The following is a 21326-nucleotide window of genomic DNA, read 5'->3' on the forward strand; positions in this document are numbered from 1 at the left end:
CGGCACGCGCCAGCCGCGCGCGCCGCTAGTTGTCTCCTTGGTTCCCTATGGGATCCAATTGAGCCCCGTCCTGCGACGGGGCTCTCTTTTTTTGTGCGGCCGATTTTTTCACTCCGGGCGGCGGGCCCGCTGCGCTGATTCGATAATGGCCGGCTGACACTGACAAGGAGATGGATTCATGCAGATCGAAGGCAAGGCGTTTCTGGTGACCGGAGGCGCGTCCGGATTGGGCGAAGGCACCGCCCGCATGCTGGCCGAAGCCGGTGGCAAGGTGGTCATCGCCGACATGCAGGAAGAGCGTGGCGAAGCGGTGGCGCGCGAAATCGGCGCGAGTTTCGTCAAATGCGACGTGAGCCAGGAGGCCGATGGCCAAGCCGCCGTGGCCGCGGCCGTCAAGCTCGGCAAGCTGGTGGGTCTGGTCAATTGCGCAGGCATTGCCCCGGCGGAGAAGACAGTAGGCAAGAACGGCCCGCACGCCCTCACTGTCTTCGAGCGCACCCTGCGCGTCAACCTGCTGGGCAGCTTCAACATGATCCGTCTGGCCGCGGACGCCATGAGCAAGAACGATCCGGAGCCGACCGGCGAGCGCGGTGTGCTGATTTCCACGGCGTCCGTCGCGGCCTACGACGGCCAGATCGGCCAGGCGGCCTACAGCGCCTCCAAGGGCGGCGTGGTCGGCATGACCCTGCCCATCGCGCGCGACCTTGCCCGAAATGGCATCCGGAACATGACCATCGCTCCCGGCATCTTCGGTACGCCGATGCTGTTCGGCATGCCGCAAGAGGTCCAGGACGCACTGGCCGCGTCGGTGCCGTTCCCCTCGCGCCTGGGCACGCCGCAGGACTACGCCAAGCTGGCCCGGCACATCATCGAGAACGACATGCTCAACGGTGAGGTGATCCGCCTCGACGGCGCCATCCGCCTGGCGCCACGCTGACTCGTTTTCCGCTGCCGCGGCTCCATCGGCTCGCGGCGCCGCCCCTGCCATGACCATTCCCGCCGGATTTCTCCAGGACCTGATCGCCCGCGCCGACATCGTCGAGATCGTCGGGCGCCATGTGCCGCTCAAGAAGGCCGGCGCGAATTACATGGGCCTGTGCCCCTTCCACGGGGAAAAGTCGCCTTCGTTCTCGGTCAGCCCGACCAAGCAGTTCTATCACTGCTTCGGCTGCGGCGTGCACGGAAACGCCATCGGCTTCCTGATGGAGCACCTGGGCATGGGCTTCGTCGAGGCGGTACAGGACCTGGCCGGCCAGTACGGCATGCAGGTGCCGGAAGAACAAGGCTCGCCGCAGGACCGCGCCCGCGCGGCGGCGGCGCGGCAGAAGCAGGCCACGCTGGGCGACGTGCTGGCGCGTGCCGGCGCCGCCTACAAGGCCGCACTCAAGCGCTCGCCGCGGGCGGTCGAATACCTCAAGGGCCGGGGGCTGAGCGGCGAAGTCGCGCGCCAGTTCGGCCTGGGCTATGCGCCCGAAGGCTGGCGCGGTTTGGCGAGCGTCTTTCCCGAGTACGACGATCCGCTGCTCGTCGAAAGCGGCCTGGTGATCGCCTCCGAAGACGAGGAAGGCAAGCGCTACGACCGGTTCCGCGACCGGATCATGTTCCCCATTCGCAACGTCAAGGGCGAGCACATCGGCTTCGGCGGCCGCGTGCTGGGCGACGAGAAGCCCAAGTACCTCAACTCGCCGGAAACGCCTGTTTTCAGCAAGGGCCGCGAACTCTACGGCCTGTTCGAGGCCCGCACGCCGCTGCGCGAGCATGGCTACGCCCTCGTCACCGAGGGCTACATGGACGTCGTCGCGCTGGCCCAGCTTGGTTTTCCGAACGCGGTGGCAACGCTCGGGACAGCCTGTACGGCCGAGCACGTGCACAAGCTGTTCCGCTTCACGGACTCGGTGGTCTTCAGCTTCGACGGAGATGCCGCTGGTCGCCGGGCTGCCCGCAAGGCCCTGGACGCTGCCCTGCCCTTTGCCAACGACACACGTTCCGTCAAGTTCCTGTTCCTCCCGGCGGAACACGATCCCGACAGCTTCATCCGCGAATTCGGCGCCGAGGCCTTTTCCCGATTCGTCAATGAAGCGACGCCGCTCAGCCGCTTCCTGATCGAGTCGGCCCGCGAAGGCTGCGACCTTGGCAGTGCCGAAGGCCGTGCCCATCTGAGCAGCAACGCTCGCCCTTTATGGAGCGCATTGCCCGACGGTGCCCTCAAACAGCAGCTGCTGGCAGAAATCGCAGGCCTGGTGCAGCTGGACATGAAGGCGCTGCAGGACCTTTGGGCTGCCAGCGCCACGCCACGGCGCCCCGTCCCGCAGGAGGACGACAACGGCGCACCGCCGTGGGAGATGGGCGGCGAAGCCGACTACGAATACATGCCCGGCGCATCTTCCGGCGCCCCAAGTGGCTTTGGCGGCAGCTCTGGCGAACGCGGCAGCTGGAAGAGCCGCGACAAGCGCAGATTCGACGGCGGGCGCGGCCGGCGCGACTGGCAGCCGGCGCGGCCGCGGTTGCCGCGCGTGCAGCCCCTCGGTCGTGCGGAAGTGGCGGCGCGACTGCTGCTGGCGGACATGACCCCTTGGGGCGGGCTGTCGCATGAACTGCACGAACTGCTGTGTGGCACGCCCGCAGACGCCGGCGAGTTGTTCCGCTGGCTGGACGCCCAGTATCACGAGCACGGCAACCAGCCCTGGGCGGCGTTGAGGGAAGGCCTGCGCGGGCATGCCGCCGAAAGCCTGGCGGTACGGCTGATGGCGGGCCCCGACGGCGCTGTCGCCGATGCGGATTCGCCCGAGCATGCCGCGGACGCCCAGGCCGAACTGCGCGACGTGCTTGCGCGCATGCTGATCGAGCACCTGGGCACCCAGCTCACGGAAGCCGCCGAAGCCTTCGGCAGCGATCCGGCAGCGCCGGAACGCTATCGGGCACTTGAAGCGCGGCGCCGCGAACTCCAAATGTCCCTGAGCACCTGATTTCGCGGCCCTCCGGCTGGGGAATCAGGAAATTCAGGGTTTGCGAGAATTGGCGGGCGCTTGAAAAATCAAAGAAACGCTATAATGTAAGGCTTCGTGCAACGTTTACATGTTCGCACGAGCTGGCAAGAGCGACAGCAGCACCTCCGGACCGGCCCCTAGAAGCGCAATGCACATCCCGAAAACACGGGATCAGGGCCAACTACCGCAAGGACTGCACACCAAATGTTCGCCCGACATCTTGCCGGTGCATTTTGTACGCAAGGGTGCGCGCAGCCCCCTCGTGCCCGCCTTTTCTTGCCCGCGCCGGGTTAGTGGCGCCTGTGGTTCGTTAGTCCATTCTTGTTGTTCGAGGTCGTATGCCCAGTTCAAAGAAGCCTGCCGTTTCCGCCGCCAAATCCGCCGCTGGCGCCAAATCGACCAAGGCCGCTCCGGCGGCCAAGAAAGCTGCAGCCGCCGCCAAGACGGCCGTGGCCACCAAGACGAAGCCAGTGACCAGTACCACCGCCAAGACCACCAAGGCTGCCGCAGACGCTGCCGCCGAAACCAAGAAAGTCATCAAGGCCGCCGCCAGCACCGATGCAGCGCCCGCGCCTGCACGCAAGGTGGGCCGCCCGCCCAAGGCTGCCAGCGCCACCACCGCGGCTGCCCCGGCAACCGGCGCCAAGCGTGGCCGCAAGCCGAAGGCCGCCACCACCGCGGCCAAGTCCAAGGGCGAGACCGACGACATCGATCTGTCGGATCTCGAAGAAGACCTCAGCGGTGAGCCGGCACCGGCGGTCGAGGAGAAGGTCAAGCCCCTACGCATGAAGATCAGCAAGGCGAAGGAACGCGCCTTGATGAAGGAATTCGGTCTGGACGAGACCGTCCTGTCCGAGGAAGACCTGGCCAAGCGCCGCCAGCGCCTCAAGACCCTGATCACCCTGGGCAAGACGCGCGGCTATCTGACGCAAGGCGAAATCTCCGATCACTTGCCGGACAAGCTGGTTGACGCCGAGACGATGGAAGTCGTGGTCTCGATGCTCAACGACATGGGCGTGGCCGTCTACGAACAGACGCCCGATGCCGAGACGCTGTTCCAGAACAACGTCGCGCCGACCGCTGCCACGGTCGAAGAAGCCGAAGAAGAAGCCGAAGCCGCTCTGTCGACGGTGGACAGCGAATTCGGCCGCACGACCGATCCGGTCCGCATGTACATGCGCGAGATGGGCACGGTCGAACTCCTGACGCGCGAAGGCGAAATCGAGATCGCCAAGCGCATCGAAGGCGGTTTGATGGACATGATGCTGGCCATCTCCGCATCGCCCGCCACCATCGCCGAGATCCTGCGCATGGGCCAGGAGATCCGCGAAGGCAAGGTCGTCATCTCCACGGTGGTCGACGGCTTCTCCAATCCCAACGAGGCCGACGACTATGTGGCCGAGGAAGACTTCGACGAATTCGACGAAGACGACGACGACGACGGCAACGGCGGCTCCAAGGCGCTGACCAAGAAGCTCGAGGAACTCAAGCGCGAGGCGCTGTCGCGCTTCGACCGCATGGGCGAGCTGTTCGAGAAGATCCACAAGATCTACGACAAGGAAGGCTACGGCTCACCTGCCTATCACAAGACGCAGCAGCAGCTCTCCGACGAGCTGATGACCATCCGCTTTACCGCGCGCACCATCGAGAAGCTGTGCGACATGGTCCGCACGCAGGTGGATGACGTGCGCAAGAAGGAGCGCGAACTGCGGCGCATCATCGTGGACAAGTGCGGCTTCCCGCAGGAAGAGTTCGTCCGCGACTTCTCCGGCGTCGACAAGAAGGGCAACCCCGCACCCTCCAACCTGCTCAACCTGAAGTGGGTCGAAAAGCAGGCCGCTGCGGGCAAGCCCTGGAGCGCCGTGATGCAACGCAACATCCCGCCGATCCAGGAGTTGCAGCAAAAGCTGATGGACACCCAGGCCCAGGTGGTCGTTCCGCTGACGGAGTTGAAGGAAATCAACCGCCGGATGATTGCCGGCGAGACGTCTTCGCGCGATGCCAAGAAGGAAATGATCGAGGCCAACCTGCGCCTGGTGATTTCCATTGCCAAGAAGTACACCAACCGCGGCCTGCAGTTCCTCGACCTGATCCAGGAAGGCAACATCGGCCTGATGAAGGCGGTCGACAAGTTCGAATATCGCCGCGGCTACAAGTTCTCGACGTATGCCACCTGGTGGATCCGCCAGGCCATCACGCGCTCGATCGCCGACCAGGCCCGCACGATCCGCATTCCGGTTCACATGATCGAGACGATCAACAAGATGAACCGCATCAGCCGCCAACACTTGCAAGAGTTCGGCTTCGAGCCCGATGCGTCCATCCTGGCAGCCAAGATGGAGATCCCCGAGGACAAGATCCGCAAGATCATGAAGATCGCCAAGGAGCCGATCTCCATGGAAACGCCGATCGGCGACGACGACGATTCGCACCTGGGCGATTTCATCGAGGACAGCGCCAACACCGCGCCGATCGAGGCGGCCATGCAGGCCGGCCTGCGCGATGTGGTCAAGGACATCCTCGACAGCCTGACGCCGCGCGAAGCCAAGGTGCTGCGCATGCGTTTCGGCATCGAGATGAGCACCGACCACACGCTGGAAGAAGTCGGCAAGCAGTTCGACGTGACGCGCGAGCGTATCCGCCAGATCGAGGCCAAGGCGCTGCGCAAGCTCAAGCACCCCAGCCGTTCGGACAAGCTGCGCAGCTTCATCGATACGCTGTAATCGCCCGCCCCAATGCCGCATTGGGGTCCCGCGCGCCAGTTGCTGTACATGCGACTGGCGCTTTTTATTTGCTGTTTAGGATCTCCATGACCAAGGGCGTTTCATGAATCCCGATGCCGCCACGATCTGGAAAGCGCCGCGCTGGGCGCTGGCGGTGCTGCTCGCCTTGCTGGGCATGCTGGGGCCCTTCTCGATCGACACCTACATCCCCGCGTTCTCCGGCATCGCACAGTCGATCGGCGCGACGCCTGTCGAGATGCAGCAGACGCTGTCGGCCTATCTGTTCGGCTTCGCGTTCATGAACCTGTTCCACGGCGCCCTGTCGGACAGCTTCGGCCGCCGACCGGTCATCCTGGCCGGGCTGGCCGTGTTCACGCTCGCCTCACTGGGCTGCGCCTTGTCGCAGACCATTGGTCAACTGGTCGCTTTTCGGGCGCTGCAAGGCCTGGCGTCCGGGGCAGGGATCGTGGTGTCGCGCGCGGTCATCCGGGACATGTTCCCGCCAGCGGAAGCGCAACGCGTGATGAGTCAGGTGACCATCTACTTCGGCGTGGCGCCTGCGGTGGCACCGATCATCGGCGGCTTCCTGTTCGTGCACCTGGGGTGGCACAGCGTGTTCTGGTTCCTGGTCGCGGTGGGTGTCGTGCTCTTCGTCTTCAACTGGCGCATGCTGCCCGAGACGCTGCATGCGAGCCAACGCCAGCCCTTCCATCCTGCCCCGCTGATGCGCGGCTACTGGACGCTGGTGTCCGACCCGCGCTTCATGCTGCTGGCGCTGGCCAGCGGGGTGCCTTTCAACGGCATGTTCCTCTACGTGCTGTCGGCGCCCGAGTTCCTGGGCCACCATCTCGCGCTGGCGCCGCAGCAGTTTTTCTGGTTCTTCATCCTGACCATCGGCGGCATCATGCTGGGCGCCTGGCAAAGCGGCAAGAAGGCCGGCAGGGTGCGGCCCAAGCGGCAGATCCGCGACGGCTTTCTGATCATGCTGATCACTTCCATCGTCAACGTGGTGGCCAACCTGATGTTCGAGGCCCACGTGAGCTGGGCGCTTTGGCCCCTGGCCGTGTTCGCCTACGGATGGGCATTGATGGTTCCGGCGGTGACGCTGCTGGTGCTCGACCTGCATCCCACGCGGCGCGGCATGGCCTCGTCGCTGCAGGCGGTGATCGGCGCGGTGGCCAACGGCGTGGTCGCCGGCGCCGTGGCGCCGCTGGTGATGCACTCCACCCGCGCGATGGCACTGACTTCCGCCGCGATGCTGGCCATCGGCATCGTGGCCTGGTGGGTGATGCGCCGCCGCTGGCCCGAAGTGGGCGGCGATCACGCCGTCTGAATCAGCGCCCCACGCCCAGCAGACGCCCAAGCAGTTCAGGCTGAGCCTTCAGCGAGGCAGCCGTATCGGCGTGCACCACTGTGCCGTGATCGAGCACTACGGCTTCGTCCGAAATGGCGAGGATCGCCTGCGGATGCTGCTCGACGATGATGGCCGCCAGGCCCTCTTCGCGCGTGATGCGGCGGATGGCGCGCAGCAGTTCCTCGACGATGATGGGCGCCAGGCCCTCCAGGGGCTCGTCCAGCAGCAGGAGCGTCGGGTTGAGCACCAGCGCGCGGCCGACGGCCAGCATCTGCTGCTCGCCGCCCGACAACTGCGTGCCGAGGTTCGTCTTGCGCTCCGCCAGGCGCGGGAACATCTCGTAGACGCGCTCAGGCGTCCAGGCTGCCCCGCGCGACCCTTCACGACCGGGCCGCGCCACGGCCGTCAGGTTCTCGTGCACGGTGAGCGACTTGAAGATGTTGCGCTCCTGCGGCACCCATCCGATGCCGGCGGCCGCACGCTGGTGCGGCGCCAGCTTCGACAAGGCCACCCCGCCGAGCTCGATGCGCCCGCCGTGCTGGCGCGTCACGCCGGCCAGCGTGTTGATCAGCGTGGTCTTGCCGGTGCCGTTGCGCCCCAGCAGTGCCAGCGTCTGGCCCTCGCCCAGCTTGAGCGTGACGTCATGAATGACGACCGCCTCGCCATAGCCGGCACTCAGCTGCTCGATGCGCAGCAATTCAGACATGTTCTTCCTCCCCATGACCCAGATAGACCTCGCGCACGCGCGGGTCGGCGGCAATCTCGTCGGGCGTGCCCTCGGTGAGCAACGTGCCGTTGACGAGCACCGTCATCCGGTCGGCGAAGCTGAAGACCAGGTCCATGTCGTGCTCGATCAACAGCACCGACACGTCGGAAGGCAGTGCGGCAACGGTCTGCAGCAACTCCTCGCGCTCACCGGCCGGCACGCCTGCCACGGGCTCGTCGAGCAAAAGCACCCGAGGTTCGCTCGCCAGCGCGATGGCAATCTCCAGCAGACGGCGCTTGCCGTAGGCCAGTTCGCGCGTCATGACCTGAGCTACGTCGGTCAGGCGGAAGGTGTCGAGCAGCTGGGCCACGCGTTCCATCACGGCGCGGTCACGACCCAGGGGCTGCCACCACTTGCCGCCCAGCCCGCGATGCTGCGACACCACCAGTGCCAGAGTCTGCAGCGGCGTCATCGAGTCGAACAGCTGATTGATCTGGAACGTGCGGACCATCCCGCGCGCGACGCGCTGATGGGGCGCAATGCGGGTGATGTCCTGCCCGAGCAGCTCGATGCGGCCCTCGGTTGGCGTCAGCACACCGGTCAGAAGGTTGATCAGCGTCGTCTTTCCGGCACCGTTGGGGCCGATCAACGCGTGCCGCGCGCCAGGCCGCAACTGCAGCGAGACGTTGTTGGTGGCCGTGATGCCGCCGAACCGCATGACGAGGCCATCGGCCTTCAGCACGGGCGCCGCGATGTTGTTCGCCGGGTTCATGCGCCCACCTTCGCCTTCTTCGGAGCGGCTCCGATGCCGAACCACTTCCACGGGCGCAGCAGCCGCTCGCGCCCCACCAGCACCAGCAGCACCAGCAGCAGGCCGATCCAGAACATCCAGTACTGCGGCGTCACCGTCGACAGCCAGTCCTGGAGCACCTTGAACACGATGGCGCCCGCCACCCCGCCGTAAAGCCAGCCCACGCCGCCGATGACCAGCATCAGCATCACGTCGGCCGAACGGTCGAAGGCCAGCACGTCCAGCGACGCAAAGCCGGTGGTCTGCGCCAGCAGCGCGCCGGCCGCGCCCGCGATGGCCGCGGCCACGGTGTAGATCGCAAAGATGCGGCCCACCACCGGAACGCCGATGGCCATCGAACGCAGGCGGTTGTCGCGGATCGCCATCAGCGTCGCGCCGAAGGGCGAATGGGCGATGCGCCGCATGATCAGGAACAGCACCAGCAGCACCGACAGCGAATACCAGGCGGCCGTGCGGCCATACAGGTCGAAGTCGAACATGCCCAGCACCGGTCCCATGATCACGCCCTGCAGACCGTCGGCGCCGCCGGTGAGCCAGCTCATCTTGTTGGCCAGTTCCAGCAGCAGCAAGGCGGTGCCCAGCGTCACCATCAGCCGCGTGAGGTCAGTCCCCCGGAAGATGGTGACGCTGGCGATGGCCCCTAGGCCGCCGCTCAAGGCGATGGCCACCAGCAGCCCCAGCGTCGGGTCGGGATGCACCAGCTTGGCAAACAAGGCCGCCGCATACGCGCCGAAGCCGAAGAAGGCCGCGTGTCCCAGCGAAACAATGCCCGTGTAGCCCAGGATCAGGTCGAGCGACATCGCGAACAAGGCGACGATGGCGATCTCGTTGATCATCAACGCGTGGGACGGCGTGACGAACGGCAGCACGAAGGCCACCGCCCACAGCACAAATTCCCACCAGCGCCAGCGCGCCCGCTTGAGCAGCGCTTCCTGCAGCGAAGCAATCTGGTTCGACATCAACGTCCCCCCTTGCGCGTGAACAGGCCCTGCGGCCGCCACATCAGAATGACGATCATCAGCAGATAGACCGTGAACGCCCCCATCTTGGGAATGAAATACTTGCCGGCCACGTCGGCAATGCCCAGCAGCAGCGCCGCGAGCAGCGGCCCGGTGATCGACGAAGTGCCTCCCACCGACACCACGATCAGGAAATAGATCATGTACTTGAGCGGGAACGTCGGGTCCATGCCCAGCACTTCGACGCCCAGGGCGCCGCCCAGGCCCGCCAGGCCCGAGCCCATCGCGAACGTCAGCAGGAACACCACGTTGACGTTGATGCCCATGCCGGAGGCCACGCGCGGATCGTCGACCGAGGCACGAAGCCGGCTGCCGAAGCGCGTGCGCGTCAGGAGCAACTGCAGGCCCACCGCCAACACCGCACAGACGGCGATGATGAACAGGCGGTAGTGGCCCATGCCCAGCAGGAAGTGGCCTTCGCCGATCTCGCTGCGCCCGCGCAGGAACTCGGGGATCTGGATGTTCTGCTGCGACGAGCCGACGAAATAGTCGATGGCAGCCACCGACATGAACGCCAGGCCGATGGAGAACAGCACCTGGTCCAGGTGCGACTTGCCGTACATGGGCCGGTAGATCGTGCGCTCGAGCACTGCGCCGAGCAAGGCCGTGGCCACGAAAGCCAGCGGCAGACACGCCAGGAACGGCACGCCCAGGTGCTGCATCGCCAGCACGGTGAGGTAACCGCCAACCATGGCGAATGCGCCGTGGGCGAGGTTGATGAAGTTCATCAGCCCCAGCGTCACGGCAAGGCCTACCGCGAGGACGAAGAGCAGCATGCCGTAGGCGATGCCGTCAAAGAGGATGGTGAGCATTGGATTGCCAAAAAAAGAAAGCCCCCTCGGCCGGAGACACCACGGCACGTAGCCGCACCGTGAGTGTCGCCCCCGCAGGGGGATGGCGGGCGGCACCGGAGTGCCGCGCTGCCTGGGGTCGACTTACTTGGTCTTGCCGGGATCCTTGACTTCCTTGATCACGTCGAATTCCATGTTGTAGAGCTGGCCGTCCTTCTTCTCGACCTTGCGCAGGTAGACGTCCTGCGTGATGTCGCGCGTCTGCGCGTCGATCAGCACGGGGCCGCGCGGGCTTTCGAACATCTGTCCCTTCATGGCGGCCAGCAGCGCGTCGCCGCCGCCCTTGCCCTTGGTGTCTTCCAGCGCCTTGTAGATGATGCGCATGCCGTCATAGCCACCCACGGCCATGAAGTTGGGGCGCATTCCCTTGTTCGCCTTCTCGAAGGCGGCGACGAACTTCTTGTTTTCGGCCGACGGGTGGCTGGCCGAGTAGTGATGCGAGGTGACCACGCCGAGCGCTGCGTCGCCCATGTCGTTGAGCTGATCGTCGTCCGTCACGTCGCCGGTGCCGATGAGCTTGATGCCGGCCTTGTCCATGCCACGCTCGGAGAACTGCTTCATCACCGCCGCGCCGGCGCCCGAGGGAACGAACACGAACAGCGCATCGGGCTTCTCGTCACGCACCTTCTGCAGGAAAGGGGCGAAGTCCGGGCTGCGCAGCGGCACGCGCAGCTTCTCGATCACCTTGCCACCGTTGGCGGCAAAGCGCTCGGTGAAGTACTTCTCGGCGTCGTTGCCGGGACCATAGTCCGACACCAGCGTCACGACCGACTTGATGCCGTTCTTGGGCGCCCAGTCGCCCATGGCCACAGACACCTGCGGGAGCGTGAAGCTGGAACGGACCACATAGGGCGATGCGGCGGTGATCGCCGACGTCGCCGCGGCCATCACCACCATCGGCGTCTTCGACTGCGTGGCCAGGGGCGCGGTCGACAGCGCGGCCGGCGTGATGCCGAAGCCTGCCAGCACGTCCACCTTGTCATTGACGATGAGTTCCTGCGCCAGGCGCTTGGTCACGTCGGGCAGCGTGGTGTCGTCCTTGACGATCAGCTCGACCTTGCGGCCGGCCACGGTGTCGCCGTGCTGAGCCATGTAAAGACGGGCGGCCGCCTCGACCTGGCGGCCGGTGCTTGCCTGCTGGCCGGTCATCGGCAGGATCAGGCCGATCTTGAAAGGCGCGCCCTGCGCCAGCGCAACGGACGATGCCAGCGCGAGCGCGGACAGCCCGGTGATTTGGATGAGATGACGGCGATTCATTCGACAAGCTCCTATTGAATGAGAGGGTCAGTGCGACAAGGTCGTATTTTCAACAATTTGCAACAGTTCGGGCCGAGCGATAGTCCCATTGGGATTGAACCGGCCCGCGATTGTTGCGCGATCACCATAGGCGCTGCGCGATGATCGCGCAGCAAGGGATTGAACTGAACGCATGGCGCAACTCAATGGCGGCGGCGGATCAACTGCACGCCGGGCAAGGCATGGTGCGCGCTGCCGTGCAGCGCTTCATGCAGGTTTCGGCGGGCAATGCGGCTGTGCTCGCGCATGAGCGACTCGGCACGAGCGCCTTCGCGTGACTCGATGGCGTCCAGGACCTGCCGGTGCTGGTCCTGCGCGATGACGAGCATGTCGCGCGCGGCCGGCGAATTGGCCTGCACCACCACGAACCCCGAGGGTGACGCGAAAGGAAGGTTCACCACGCGTTCGAGCTGCTTCGAAAGCAGATGGCTTGCGGCCATCTCGGCCAGCAGCGCATGAAAGCGGGCATTGGCACTCACGTAGCGCGAGAAAGCGGCATCGTCCAAGGCCGGCTCGCGCAGCAGTTCATCGATCTGGTCCAGGCAATCGCGGGCCTCCCGCAAGACGACCGGCGGCGCGCCCCGCTCGGCGGCAAGTCGCGCCACCAGGCCTTCGAGGGTGCCGCGCAATTCGATGGCATCGGACACATCGCGCTCGGAAAACGTGCGCACCGCAAAGCCGCCATTCGGCAATGCTTCGAGAAGCCCTTCCTGTTCCAGCCGCATCAGCGCACTTCGCACCGGCGTGCGCGACACGCCCAGCATCTCGGACACCGCGACTTCCGCAATGCGGGCGCCGCCGCCCAGCTGGCCGGCCAGGATCATCTCGCGCAGCCGCAGTTGTGCCTTCACGGCTTGGGAGCCGGTCGCTTCCTGGACTTCGGCGCCTCCCACATCGGCGCCACGCGATGCCGGCGACGTCATCTGCCGCCCACCCTGCCCGTTGCCACAATCCGTTGACTCACTCGAAACATGGATACGCAATGTATACATTTGCGGCTCAAGAATGTCACTCGTACGGCTGGATTGAGGGTAAACACCAGTCTCCGTGTATACATCGAGCCACATAACGATCGGTTTACGATTCGCTCTTTTCTGCCACCCGCCCCGCACGGAGACCCCATGTCCGAACATGCCCACCTGCCTGCCCGTTTCGACCACGTCGGCAGCTTTCTGCGTCCCGCCTACCTGCTGGAGGCGCGCGAGAAGAAGGCCAAAGGCGAGATCAGCGCCGAGCAGCTTCGCGAAGTCGAAGACAAGGCCATCACCGAGATCGTGAAGTTCCAGGAAGGCATCGGCCTCAAGAGCATCACCGACGGAGAATTTCGCCGCACCTATTTCCACATCGACTTCCTGGAGCAACTGGGTGGCGTGAAGACGGACATCCCGGTCACGATCCGCAAGGCCGACGGCACCGAAGAGCTGGCCCCGCCCGTCATCCGCGTGATCGACAAGGTGCGCCATGCCAAGAACATCCAGCTGGCCGACTTCCAGTACCTCAAGAGCCAGGTCGCGGCCGGCAACACGCCCAAGGTGACCATCCCCTCGCCCACCATGCTGCATTTCCGCGGCGGGCGAGCGGGCATCAGCCGCGAGGCCTACCCCGAGCTGGACCCCACGTTCTACGACGACGTGGCCAAAGCCTACGGCGAGGAGCTGCAGTCCCTGGCCGATGCCGGCTGCACCTACGTGCAGATGGACGACACCAACCTCGCCTACCTTTGCGACGTGAACCTGCGCGAAGCCGCCCGCCAGCGTGGGGACGACCCCAATGAACTGCCGCACCGCTACGCGCAGTTCATCAACAAGATCGTCGCGCACAAGCCGAAGGGCATGCTGCTGGGCATCCACTTGTGCCGCGGCAACTTCAAGAGCACGCACGCTGCAGCCGGCAACTACGAGCCGGTCGCCGAAGCACTGCTCAAGGAAATGGACGTCGACGCCTATTTCATGGAGTACGACGACGCCCGCTCGGGTGACTTCAAGCCGCTGCGCTATCTGCCCAAGGGCAAGACCGTGGTGCTGGGCCTGGTGACCACCAAGTTCGGCGAGCTCGAGGACAAGGACGAGCTCAAGCGCCGTATCGAAGACGCCGCCAAGTACGCCCCGCTGGAGCAGTTGGCCCTGTCGCCGCAGTGCGGCTTCTCCAGCACGGTGCACGGCAACAACATCGCCGTGGAAGACCAGCGCCGCAAGCTGCAGCTGGTGGTGGAGACGGCGCAGGAAGTCTGGGGCTCGACCTGATCGGAAGGCGCTGAGCGCCTTTGCCTGAGGCATCATCGCGCCCATGCCGAACAACGGGCTCGACTGGCTGCCTTCACCGTCCCAGCATTTCCTGGTCGTCGCCGTCGCCCTTCTGGTCTATGTGCTGACCACCCGGGCGCGGCGCGAGCATCGTGCGCCGACCACCGCCATCGCGTGGGTCATGGCGCTGTTGCTGATGCCCTACGTGATGCTGCCGATGTACCTGCTCTTCGGCCAGCGCAAGCTGCGTCCCGCCGGGCACGTTCGCCTGCCACGCACCGGTGCGCACGGGCACTGGGCCGCCGAGCTGATCGAAAGCTTCGACCTGGCGCCGCCCAGCGCCTGCGACATCCGCATGCATGCCGATGGCGTGGCCGCCCGCGACGCGCTGTGGGAAGTGATCGAGGGCGCACGGACGCGGCTGGACATCGGCACCTTCATCATCGGCAACGACCCCTTCGGCCACGACGTGCTCGAACGCCTGGCGCGCCGCTCGCGCGACGGCGTGCAGGTGCGCGTGCTGCTCGATGGCTTCGGAGCGCTGCAGTTGCCGCGCGGGCACTTTGCCGAGTTGCGCGCTGCCGGCGTGCAGGTTTCGGTGTTCCGCCCCGTCTTCAGCCTGCGTCGCACCGGCCCGCGCAACCTGCGCAATCACCGCAAGCTGGCGGTGGCAGACAACGTGTGGCTATGGAGCGGCGGCCGCAATCTTGCGGGCGAGTATTTCTGCGGCAACGCGGCGCACCCCCAGGCTTGGCGCGACCTGTCGTTCGACCTGCGCGGCGGCGCGGCCCTTGCCGCGGCGCGGCAGTTCGAACAGGACTGGGCTTCAGCCAGCGGTCGCATTGTCCAGAGTCTCGACGCACCGGCGCCGATGCCGCCCGGCGAGCACATGGCGCAGTACCTGCCCAGCGGCCCGGACCAGACCGAAGACACCGCCATGGCGTTGCTCATCGACGCGTGCTTTCGGGCCGAGCACCGGCTCTTGGCGATCACGCCGTACTTCGTCCCCAGCGACGGACTGCGCGACGCGCTGCGGCTTGCGGCGCGTCGCGGTGTGCAGGTCACCATCGCCATTCCCCAGAAATCCAACCATCCGCTGGCCGACTTCGTCCGCACTCGCGCCATGCGTGACCTGGCTCGGGCGGGCGTCATCTTCCGCATGCTGCCCTTCATGGCCCATGCCAAGGCCGTCGTCATGGACGACAGCCTGGCCCTGTGCGGCTCGATCAATCTCGACGGACGAAGCCTGCTGCTCAACCATGAGAGCGCCGTCGTCTTCTATGACGAGCAGCAGATCGAATGGCTGGCTCAGTGGATCGAATCCACTGCATCGGCCGGCGAAACCTTCCGTGCCCGCACGCCCGGCCTGGGCCGCGACATCGCCGAGGGCCTGGTTCTGACCTTGGCCTTTCAGCTCTAGAAGCCGGCCGATCAGGATGGAGCGCGAACCGGCTCGCGGTTCACGTACGTCGCATTCCCCAGGCCCGTGCCGATGGTCAGCACGGCCCAGTGACGAACGTCCTGCATGAAAGGCAGCTCGCTCAAGCCCTGGATCACTGCGTCGTTGTGCAAAAGCACCTGCGGTCTTTCACCGCCGATGTCCGGCAGCAACTCGCCGAGCGCCCGAGGCAGATGGAACTTGTCGCGGCTCCAGTCGCCCGGCATGTTGTGGGCGCCGCGCGATATGGCGCCGTCGCGCAGCACGCGACCCGGGCACGCGACGCCGACAAAGGGTGCGAGATCGATCTTTTTGCGCCGCGCATGCGCGGCCAACTCGTGCAGCATCTGCGCAATGCCGTCGAGCAGTTCGCTGCGCGCGGGCTTGTCGTCCGCATGCCGCCATTTGCTTCGCCGAATGACTCGCGCACGCGAAAGGTCGGACGCCTTGTTGCGGCGCGTCTCGACGATGCCGCAGCGAACGTTGGTGCCGCCAATGTCCACGGCCAGGATCGCCTCATGGCGCTCGATCAGCGCAGGCGGCGTCAGGTGGACCCATCCCAGCAGGCCGGCGTCATCCACGTCATGGCAAAGGCGCGCCAACTCCACCGGGCAGTCCTGATGGTGGAGAACCGCGGCAGCCTGCAACAAGGCGTGCTCACCCACGGCGCTGCCGGGAAAGCCGCCGCCAATCACGATGCGCTGCACCTTCTTCCACGAGTCGTGCTGCCGGTACTGCAGGATCACGTCGGCCAGGTCTTCGGCAAAGTCCTCGATCGCGGCATCGAGCATGTCGCTGGCCGCGCTCGCGACCGGCGCGCTGAGCACCTCGTCGAGCACCCGCTTGGACACATGCTCTCCATTCTTGGCGCCACCGTTGCCGGCCAGCGGGTCGCGCAGGTAGCGCTTGCGCTGCCGCTTGCGCCAGGTCTGGAGCAGCTTGCGAAACGCCGTCTGGCTGGCGGCATCGCCAATGAATCCCTTCGCGCCCCGGATGGCGAGGCTGTAGCCTTCGACGCACACCGAAGGCAATTCCATCGTGCCATGGCGCAAGGGCGCGGCGAGCGCCTCGGACTCGCTGGAGGCGGTCGCTGAGTGTTTGGACATGCCCGCACTCTGAGTGAGCGCCGCATCGGGGTGCGGCGGCAAGGGCCTGCATTGCGTGTAGGAACGCGGCGCGTCCACGCCGGGTCATGCCGGGTCGCACTCATCGACGGATCGCCCTAAACTGCGCCCGATGCATTGGCCCTGCCTACGCCGCCGAGTCGGCACCCTGCTCGCGCCTCTCCTTTTGACCCTGCTCGCGGCCTTGCATGCCAGCGACGCCATGGCTGCCGAGACGCTGCGCATCGGCTCCAAGCGCTTCACGGAGTCGTACATCCTTGCCGAGGTGCTCGCCCAGAAGGCGGCCACTGCCCTGGCGGAACCTCCGCAAGTCAGGCAGGGGCTGGGCAACACCGCCATCGTCTACGAGGCGCTGCGCTCGGGCGCGATCGACCTCTATGTGGAATACACCGGCACCATCGCGCTGGAGATCCTCAAGGGCCAGCCGCAGATGTCACGCCAGGACATGCAGTCGGCCCTGGCCGCGCTCGGGCTTGGCCTGGGACCCGCGATGGGCTTCAACGATGGCTATGCGCTGGCCATGCGCGAAGCCAAGGCGCAGCGCCTGGGCATCCAGACCCTCAGCGACCTGGCCCGCCATCCCGGATTGAAGCTGGGCCTGTCCAACGAATTCATCGGCCGCGCGGACGGCTGGAATGGCTTGTCCGAGCGCTATGGGCTGAAGCAAAAGCCCACCGGCCTGGACCACGGCCTGGCCTACGACGCGATCGCAGCCGGCCAGATCGACGTGATGGACATCTACACCACCGATGCCAAGATCGACCACCTGGGTCTGCGCGTGCTTCGCGACAACCTCGGCTTCTTCCCCCGCTACGACGCGGTGGTGCTGTACCGGCTCGACGTTGCCCAACGCTTTCCCAAGGCATGGGCGGCGATTACCGAACTGGAAGGTCGCATCGACGAGCCCGCCATGATCGCGATGAACGCCCGCGCCGAGTTGAACAGCGTCGCTTTCGATGTCATCGCGAAAGACTTCCTCGCAAGCGCCAGGGCCGGCCCCTCTGCCGCCGCCGGCACCGGCGCCGCGGCGCAGGAGCGCGGCTTTGCCGACAAGCTGTTCGGCCCCGACCTTGTGCGACTTGCGCGCCAGCACCTGCTGCTGGTCGTGGCCTCGGTCGGGCTGGCCACGCTGATCGCGCTGCCGCTGGGAATTGCGGTCTTCCGAATGCCGCGCGTGCGGGCGCTGGTCCTGGGGCTGACCGGCTTGCTGCAGACCATTCCTTCGCTGGCGATGCTGGCCATCCTCATCTGGCTCCTGCGCAGCATCGGCACGGTGCCGGCCCTCGTGGCGCTGACGCTCTATGCGCTGCTGCCCATCATGCGCAACACCGTCACCGGGCTGGCCGAGGTGCCCAACGGCCTTCGCGACGCCGGCACGGCCCTGGGCATGACACGGAGCCAGTCGCTGCGCCTCGTGCAACTCCCACTGGCCCTGCCCACACTGGTGGCGGGCGTGCGCACGGCCACCACCATCGCCATCGGCACCGCCACCATTGCGGCGTTCATCGGCGCGGGCGGCTTCGGAGAACGGATCGTGACCGGGTTGGCCTTGAACGACACGCAGCTTCTGCTCGCCGGCGCCCTTCCGGCAGCGGTGCTGGCACTTCTGAGCGAGGCCTTGTTCGAGGCCGTGGAATGGTGGATGCGCCGGCGCAGCGGCCGTACGGATTGAGCAGCCTTCGCACCAGTGCCTAGCGCGACGCGCCGCGATCGCCCTGGCTCAATGCCCACGCCACATGCTCGCGCACCAGCGCGCTCGCATCCTGCGCACGCGACATCAGCGCAGCACGCGCCGACTCGTCACCCCCTCGCAGCGCGTTGCCCAGCGCCACGGCAATGTTGCGCAGCCAGCGCTCATGACCGATTCGGCGGATCGGGCCACCCTCGGTGCGGCGCAGGAACTCCTCTTCGCTCCATGCAAACAGGTCGGCGAGCGAATTGCCCGCCAGCCCTTCGCGCGCATCGAAGTCGGGCAGTTCGCTTCGCACGGCGAACTTGTTCCATGGGCAGGCGAGTTGGCAATCGTCGCAGCCGTAGATGCGGTTGCCCATGAGCGGCCGCAACGATTCGGGAATGGCGCCAGGGTGCTCGATGGTCAGGTACGAGATGCATCGCCTCGCATCGAGGCGATGCGGGCCGATGATGGCGCCGGTGGGGCAAACGTCGATGCAGGCGCTACAGCTGCCGCAATGCGGGCTGACCGGCTCGCTGGGCGGCAGCGCGAGGTCGACGTAGATCTCGCCCAGGAAAAACATCGACCCCGCTTCGCGATTCAGCACCAGCGTGTGCTTGCCGCGCCAGCCCTGGCCGCTGCGCGCGGCGAGTTCGGCCTCGAGCACAGGCGCCGAGTCGGTAAACACACGGTGGCCGAAGGGACCGACCTCTGCGGCGATGCCGTCCGCCAGCTTCTGCAGTCGCGAGCGCAGCACCTTGTGATAGTCGCGGCCTCGCGCGTACATCGAGACCACGCCTTCTTCAGGCCGCCGCAGCCGGTCGAACTCGATGCGCTGCCAGTCGCCTTGCGTGTTGCGCGGCAAATAGTCCATGCGCGCGGTGATCACGCTGACCGTTCCGGGAACAAGCTCCGCGGGGCGTGCGCGCTTGAGGCCATGGGTTGCCATGTAGCCCATCTCGCCATGGAACCCTTGGGCCAGCCAATGCATCAACCCTTCTTCCGCGCTCGACAGGTCGACGCCGGCCACTCCGATTTGGGAGAATCCGAGCGACCTTGCCAACGCCTCGATACGGGACATCCATTGCTTGCTGCCGATCACTTGCCGATTGTAGAAACGCGCCACTGGCCTGACGAGCAGGCCACGCATGATTTCGCCACGCGCCTTCGCGATGCCATTGCGGCCGATGCCGACCTGGGCAATGCCTTCATCGCGCTGCACGGTGACCTGGGCGCAGGCAAGACGACGTTCGTGCGCCACCTGCTGCAGGCCCTGGGCGTGCGCGGCCGCATCAAGAGCCCGACGTATGCCGTGGTGGAGCCGCACACCGCGCAGAGCGGTCTGGCCATTCATCACTTCGACTTCTATCGCTTCAATGATCCGCGCGAATGGGAGGATGCCGGATTCCGCGACATCTTCGCCGCGCCCGGCCTGAAGTTGGCCGAATGGCCTGAAAAGGCCGCGGGCCACATTCCAATTGAAGATCTTGCTATTAAAATTGAAGCGATGAGCGACGACACACGAACCGTCATCCTGCAGGCCAACAGCGCGCGTGGCGCGAGGCTGATCAAGGGCGCGCCGGCATGAAGCGGCGTTCCATGCTCAAGGGCGGCAGCCTGGTCCTCCTGCTGAGCCAGCAGCACATCGCCTGGGGCGCGTCCATCCTCGCCGTGCGCGTGTGGCCCGCCCAAGACTACACCCGCGTCACCATCGAGTCCGACAAGCGCCTGCAATCGCGCCAGCTCACGGTGGGCAATCCGCCCCGGCTGGCGGTCGACATCGAAGGCATCGACCTCGACCCCAAGCTGCGCGAACTGGTCGGCAAGATCCGTCCGGACGATCCCTTCATCAATGGCCTGCGCGTGGGGCAGTTCGCGCCGCAGGTCGTGCGGATCGTGCTCGACCTCAAGCAGACCGTGCTGCCGCAGGTGTTCTCGCTGGCGCCGGTGGCCGCCTACCGCGACCGCCTGGTGCTCGACCTGCATCCGGCCAACCCGATCGATCCCATGGAGGCGCTGATCGCCGAGCGGCTTCGCGACGCACCGGCCAAGCCTTCTGCGCCCGCGCCGGCCACGGCCTTCCAGCAACCCAAAGGCGGCAAGGCCGGCGACCCCCTCGGCGATTGGCTGGCCAAGCAGGAAGGCCATCAACTGCCCATGCCGGGCACGCCCATGTCGCCGTCGGTGCCGGCCAATCCGCCGCTGCCACCGTCGGTGGCACTCGCCACGCCCAAGCCGGCGCCGCCGCCGAGCGTTTCGCCGCCGCCTGTCACGGCCACGGCCAGCCGCACCGACCGCATCATCATCGTCGCGCTCGATCCCGGCCACGGCGGCGAAGACCCCGGCGCCACCGGTCCGCGCGGCACGCGCGAGAAGGACATCGTGCTGCAGGTGGCCTTGCGCCTGCGCGACCGCATCAACCGCGCCAATGTGGGCGGCAATCCGATGCGCGCCTTTCTCACGCGCGATGCCGACTTCTTCGTGCCGCTGGGCGTTCGGGTGCAAAAAGCGCGCCGCGTGCAGGCCGACCTGTTCGTGAGCATCCATGCCGATGCGTTCACAAACCCCAGTGCGCGCGGTGCGAGCGTCTTCGCGCTGAGCCAGCGCGGCGCCTCCAGCAGCGCCGCACGCTGGCTGGCGAACAAGGAGAACGAGTCCGACAAGATCGGCGGCATCAATGTCGGCGAGCAGGACATGCACGTGCAACGCGCCATGCTCGACATGAGCACCACGGCCCAGATCAACGACAGCCTCAAGCTCGGCACCGCCATGCTCGGCGAGATCCGCAACGTCGGCAAGCTGCACAAGGCCAGCGTCGAACAGGCGGGTTTTGCGGTGCTGAAGGCGCCCGACATTCCTAGCGTGCTGGTCGAAACGGCGTTCATCAGCAACCCCGAGGAAGAGAACAACCTGCGCAGCACGGCCTATCAAGAAGACCTGGCCGACGCCCTCATGCGCGGCATCGAGCGCTACTTCGCGCAGAACCCGCCGCTGGCACGCAGCAGGGCGCTCTAAGCATCGCCCGCCCGCAGCACAGCGGGCGATCTGCCGCGGCTTTCGGGCGGCTGCCGACACGGCTTGACGCGCTTGCCCTCACACGGT

General features: G+C 66.2%; 17 protein-coding genes. 9 read left to right on the forward strand and 8 right to left on the reverse strand.

Translation table 11 applies throughout. The features are described 5' to 3' along the window. Positions 1-178: 178 nt before the first annotated feature. The 4 genes from QTH91_RS17930 to QTH91_RS17945 all read left to right on the forward strand — a co-directional run bounded on the left by QTH91_RS17930 (position 179) and on the right by QTH91_RS17945 (position 7043). Positions 179-937, forward strand: a complete 759-nt coding sequence (locus tag QTH91_RS17930) for a 3-hydroxyacyl-CoA dehydrogenase (RefSeq protein ID WP_286661449.1) — start codon at positions 179-181, stop codon at positions 935-937. Between the two features lie 49 nt (positions 938-986). After that, positions 987-2966, forward strand: coding sequence for a DNA primase (gene dnaG, locus QTH91_RS17935; RefSeq protein ID WP_286661450.1), 1980 nt, complete (start codon positions 987-989; stop codon positions 2964-2966). 359 nt (positions 2967-3325) lie between these two features. Beyond that, positions 3326-5710, forward strand: coding sequence for an RNA polymerase sigma factor RpoD (rpoD, locus tag QTH91_RS17940; protein WP_286661451.1), 2385 nt, complete (start codon positions 3326-3328; stop codon positions 5708-5710). A gap of 103 nt (positions 5711-5813) precedes the next feature. Beyond that, positions 5814-7043, forward strand: a complete 1230-nt coding sequence (locus tag QTH91_RS17945) for a multidrug effflux MFS transporter (protein WP_286661452.1) — start codon at positions 5814-5816, stop codon at positions 7041-7043. A gap of 1 nt (position 7044) precedes the next feature. On the opposite strand, the gene QTH91_RS17950 is transcribed toward QTH91_RS17945, so the two are convergent. The 6 genes from QTH91_RS17950 to QTH91_RS17975 form a co-directional block, all read right to left on the reverse strand. Further along, positions 7045-7770 (reverse strand): ABC transporter ATP-binding protein, encoded by a 726-nt coding sequence (locus tag QTH91_RS17950; protein WP_286661453.1) that lies wholly within the window; start codon positions 7768-7770, stop codon positions 7045-7047. Next, positions 7763-8542: an ABC transporter ATP-binding protein gene (locus tag QTH91_RS17955; RefSeq protein WP_286661454.1), complete on the reverse strand. Its 780-nt coding sequence runs from the start codon at positions 8540-8542 to the stop codon at positions 7763-7765. Before QTH91_RS17955 ends, QTH91_RS17950 begins: the two co-directional genes overlap by 8 nt. After that, positions 8539-9540 carry a branched-chain amino acid ABC transporter permease gene (locus QTH91_RS17960; RefSeq protein ID WP_286661455.1) on the reverse strand — a complete coding sequence of 334 codons (1002 nt, stop codon included), beginning with the start codon at positions 9538-9540 and terminating at the stop codon, positions 8539-8541. Before QTH91_RS17960 ends, QTH91_RS17955 begins: the two co-directional genes overlap by 4 nt. Next, entirely contained in the window at positions 9540-10412 is an 873-nt protein-coding gene (locus QTH91_RS17965) for a branched-chain amino acid ABC transporter permease (protein WP_286661456.1), read from the reverse strand. Before QTH91_RS17965 ends, QTH91_RS17960 begins: the two co-directional genes overlap by 1 nt. Positions 10413-10535: 123 nt before the next feature. Beyond that, complete coding sequence (locus tag QTH91_RS17970) at positions 10536-11708, reverse strand: ABC transporter substrate-binding protein (protein WP_286661457.1); 1173 nt, start codon at positions 11706-11708, stop codon at positions 10536-10538. Positions 11709-11890: 182 nt separating this feature from the next. Further along, positions 11891-12670: a GntR family transcriptional regulator gene (locus tag QTH91_RS17975; protein WP_286661458.1), complete on the reverse strand. Its 780-nt coding sequence runs from the start codon at positions 12668-12670 to the stop codon at positions 11891-11893. A gap of 198 nt (positions 12671-12868) precedes the next feature. Between QTH91_RS17975 and QTH91_RS17980 the strand changes: the two genes are divergently transcribed. Together QTH91_RS17980 and QTH91_RS17985 are read left to right on the forward strand one after the other, a co-directional pair. Beyond that, a complete protein-coding gene (locus tag QTH91_RS17980) occupies positions 12869-13990 on the forward strand; it encodes a 5-methyltetrahydropteroyltriglutamate--homocysteine S-methyltransferase (RefSeq protein ID WP_286661459.1) in 1122 nt (373 codons plus the stop codon). A gap of 43 nt (positions 13991-14033) precedes the next feature. After that, positions 14034-15410: a phospholipase D-like domain-containing protein gene (locus tag QTH91_RS17985; RefSeq protein ID WP_286661460.1), complete on the forward strand. Its 1377-nt coding sequence runs from the start codon at positions 14034-14036 to the stop codon at positions 15408-15410. Positions 15411-15421: 11 nt separating this feature from the next. Here the strand turns inward: QTH91_RS17985 and QTH91_RS17990 are convergent, their stop codons facing one another. Further along, complete coding sequence (locus tag QTH91_RS17990; protein WP_286661461.1) at positions 15422-16534, reverse strand: ROK family protein; 1113 nt, start codon at positions 16532-16534, stop codon at positions 15422-15424. A 130-nt stretch (positions 16535-16664) separates the two neighbouring features. Between QTH91_RS17990 and QTH91_RS17995 the strand changes: the two genes are divergently transcribed. Next, complete coding sequence (locus tag QTH91_RS17995) at positions 16665-18224, forward strand: glycine betaine ABC transporter substrate-binding protein (protein WP_390367252.1); 1560 nt, start codon at positions 16665-16667, stop codon at positions 18222-18224. Between the two features lie 19 nt (positions 18225-18243). Here QTH91_RS17995 and queG read toward each other — a convergent pair whose 3' ends face one another. Continuing rightward, complete coding sequence (gene queG / locus QTH91_RS18000; protein ID WP_286661623.1) at positions 18244-19305, reverse strand: tRNA epoxyqueuosine(34) reductase QueG; 1062 nt, start codon at positions 19303-19305, stop codon at positions 18244-18246. A gap of 21 nt (positions 19306-19326) precedes the next feature. Here queG and tsaE point away from each other — a divergent pair, with 21 nt between their 5' ends. Both tsaE and QTH91_RS18010 read left to right on the forward strand, forming a co-directional pair. Next, positions 19327-19812: a tRNA (adenosine(37)-N6)-threonylcarbamoyltransferase complex ATPase subunit type 1 TsaE gene (tsaE, locus tag QTH91_RS18005; protein ID WP_286661462.1), complete on the forward strand. Its 486-nt coding sequence runs from the start codon at positions 19327-19329 to the stop codon at positions 19810-19812. Further along, the gene (locus QTH91_RS18010; RefSeq protein WP_286661463.1) at positions 19809-21239 is read left to right on the forward strand and encodes an N-acetylmuramoyl-L-alanine amidase; all 1431 of its coding nucleotides are present in this window, start codon (positions 19809-19811) and stop codon (positions 21237-21239) included. The genes tsaE and QTH91_RS18010 overlap by 4 nt, the downstream gene beginning before the upstream one ends. The last annotated feature ends 87 nt before the right edge of the window (positions 21240-21326 follow it).

Source organism: Variovorax dokdonensis, from assembly GCF_030316895.1.
In the GTDB taxonomy this organism is placed as follows: Bacteria; Pseudomonadota; Gammaproteobacteria; order Burkholderiales; family Burkholderiaceae_C; genus Variovorax; species Variovorax dokdonensis.

What these genes read in the sequence shown, in the direction of transcription:
- QTH91_RS17955 (WP_286661454.1), bottom strand. Translation starts at nt 8,542, where the DNA reads ATGAACCCGGCGAACAACATCGCGGCGCCCGTGCTGAAGGCCGATGGC.
- QTH91_RS17930 (WP_286661449.1), top strand. Translation starts at nt 179, where the DNA reads ATGCAGATCGAAGGCAAGGCGTTTCTGGTGACCGGAGGCGCGTCCGGA.
- QTH91_RS17985 (WP_286661460.1), top strand. Translation starts at nt 14,034, where the DNA reads ATGCCGAACAACGGGCTCGACTGGCTGCCTTCACCGTCCCAGCATTTC.
- QTH91_RS17945 (WP_286661452.1), top strand. Translation starts at nt 5,814, where the DNA reads ATGAATCCCGATGCCGCCACGATCTGGAAAGCGCCGCGCTGGGCGCTG.
- QTH91_RS17970 (WP_286661457.1), bottom strand. Translation starts at nt 11,708, where the DNA reads ATGAATCGCCGTCATCTCATCCAAATCACCGGGCTGTCCGCGCTCGCG.
- QTH91_RS17960 (WP_286661455.1), bottom strand. Translation starts at nt 9,540, where the DNA reads ATGTCGAACCAGATTGCTTCGCTGCAGGAAGCGCTGCTCAAGCGGGCG.
- QTH91_RS17965 (WP_286661456.1), bottom strand. Translation starts at nt 10,412, where the DNA reads ATGCTCACCATCCTCTTTGACGGCATCGCCTACGGCATGCTGCTCTTC.
- QTH91_RS17980 (WP_286661459.1), top strand. Translation starts at nt 12,869, where the DNA reads ATGTCCGAACATGCCCACCTGCCTGCCCGTTTCGACCACGTCGGCAGC.
- QTH91_RS17990 (WP_286661461.1), bottom strand. Translation starts at nt 16,534, where the DNA reads ATGTCCAAACACTCAGCGACCGCCTCCAGCGAGTCCGAGGCGCTCGCC.
- dnaG (WP_286661450.1), top strand. Translation starts at nt 987, where the DNA reads ATGACCATTCCCGCCGGATTTCTCCAGGACCTGATCGCCCGCGCCGAC.
- QTH91_RS18010 (WP_286661463.1), top strand. Translation starts at nt 19,809, where the DNA reads ATGAAGCGGCGTTCCATGCTCAAGGGCGGCAGCCTGGTCCTCCTGCTG.
- rpoD (WP_286661451.1), top strand. Translation starts at nt 3,326, where the DNA reads ATGCCCAGTTCAAAGAAGCCTGCCGTTTCCGCCGCCAAATCCGCCGCT.
- QTH91_RS17975 (WP_286661458.1), bottom strand. Translation starts at nt 12,670, where the DNA reads ATGACGTCGCCGGCATCGCGTGGCGCCGATGTGGGAGGCGCCGAAGTC.
- QTH91_RS17950 (WP_286661453.1), bottom strand. Translation starts at nt 7,770, where the DNA reads ATGTCTGAATTGCTGCGCATCGAGCAGCTGAGTGCCGGCTATGGCGAG.
- QTH91_RS17995 (WP_390367252.1), top strand. Translation starts at nt 16,665, where the DNA reads ATGCATTGGCCCTGCCTACGCCGCCGAGTCGGCACCCTGCTCGCGCCT.
- queG (WP_286661623.1), bottom strand. Translation starts at nt 19,305, where the DNA reads ATGTCCCGTATCGAGGCGTTGGCAAGGTCGCTCGGATTCTCCCAAATC.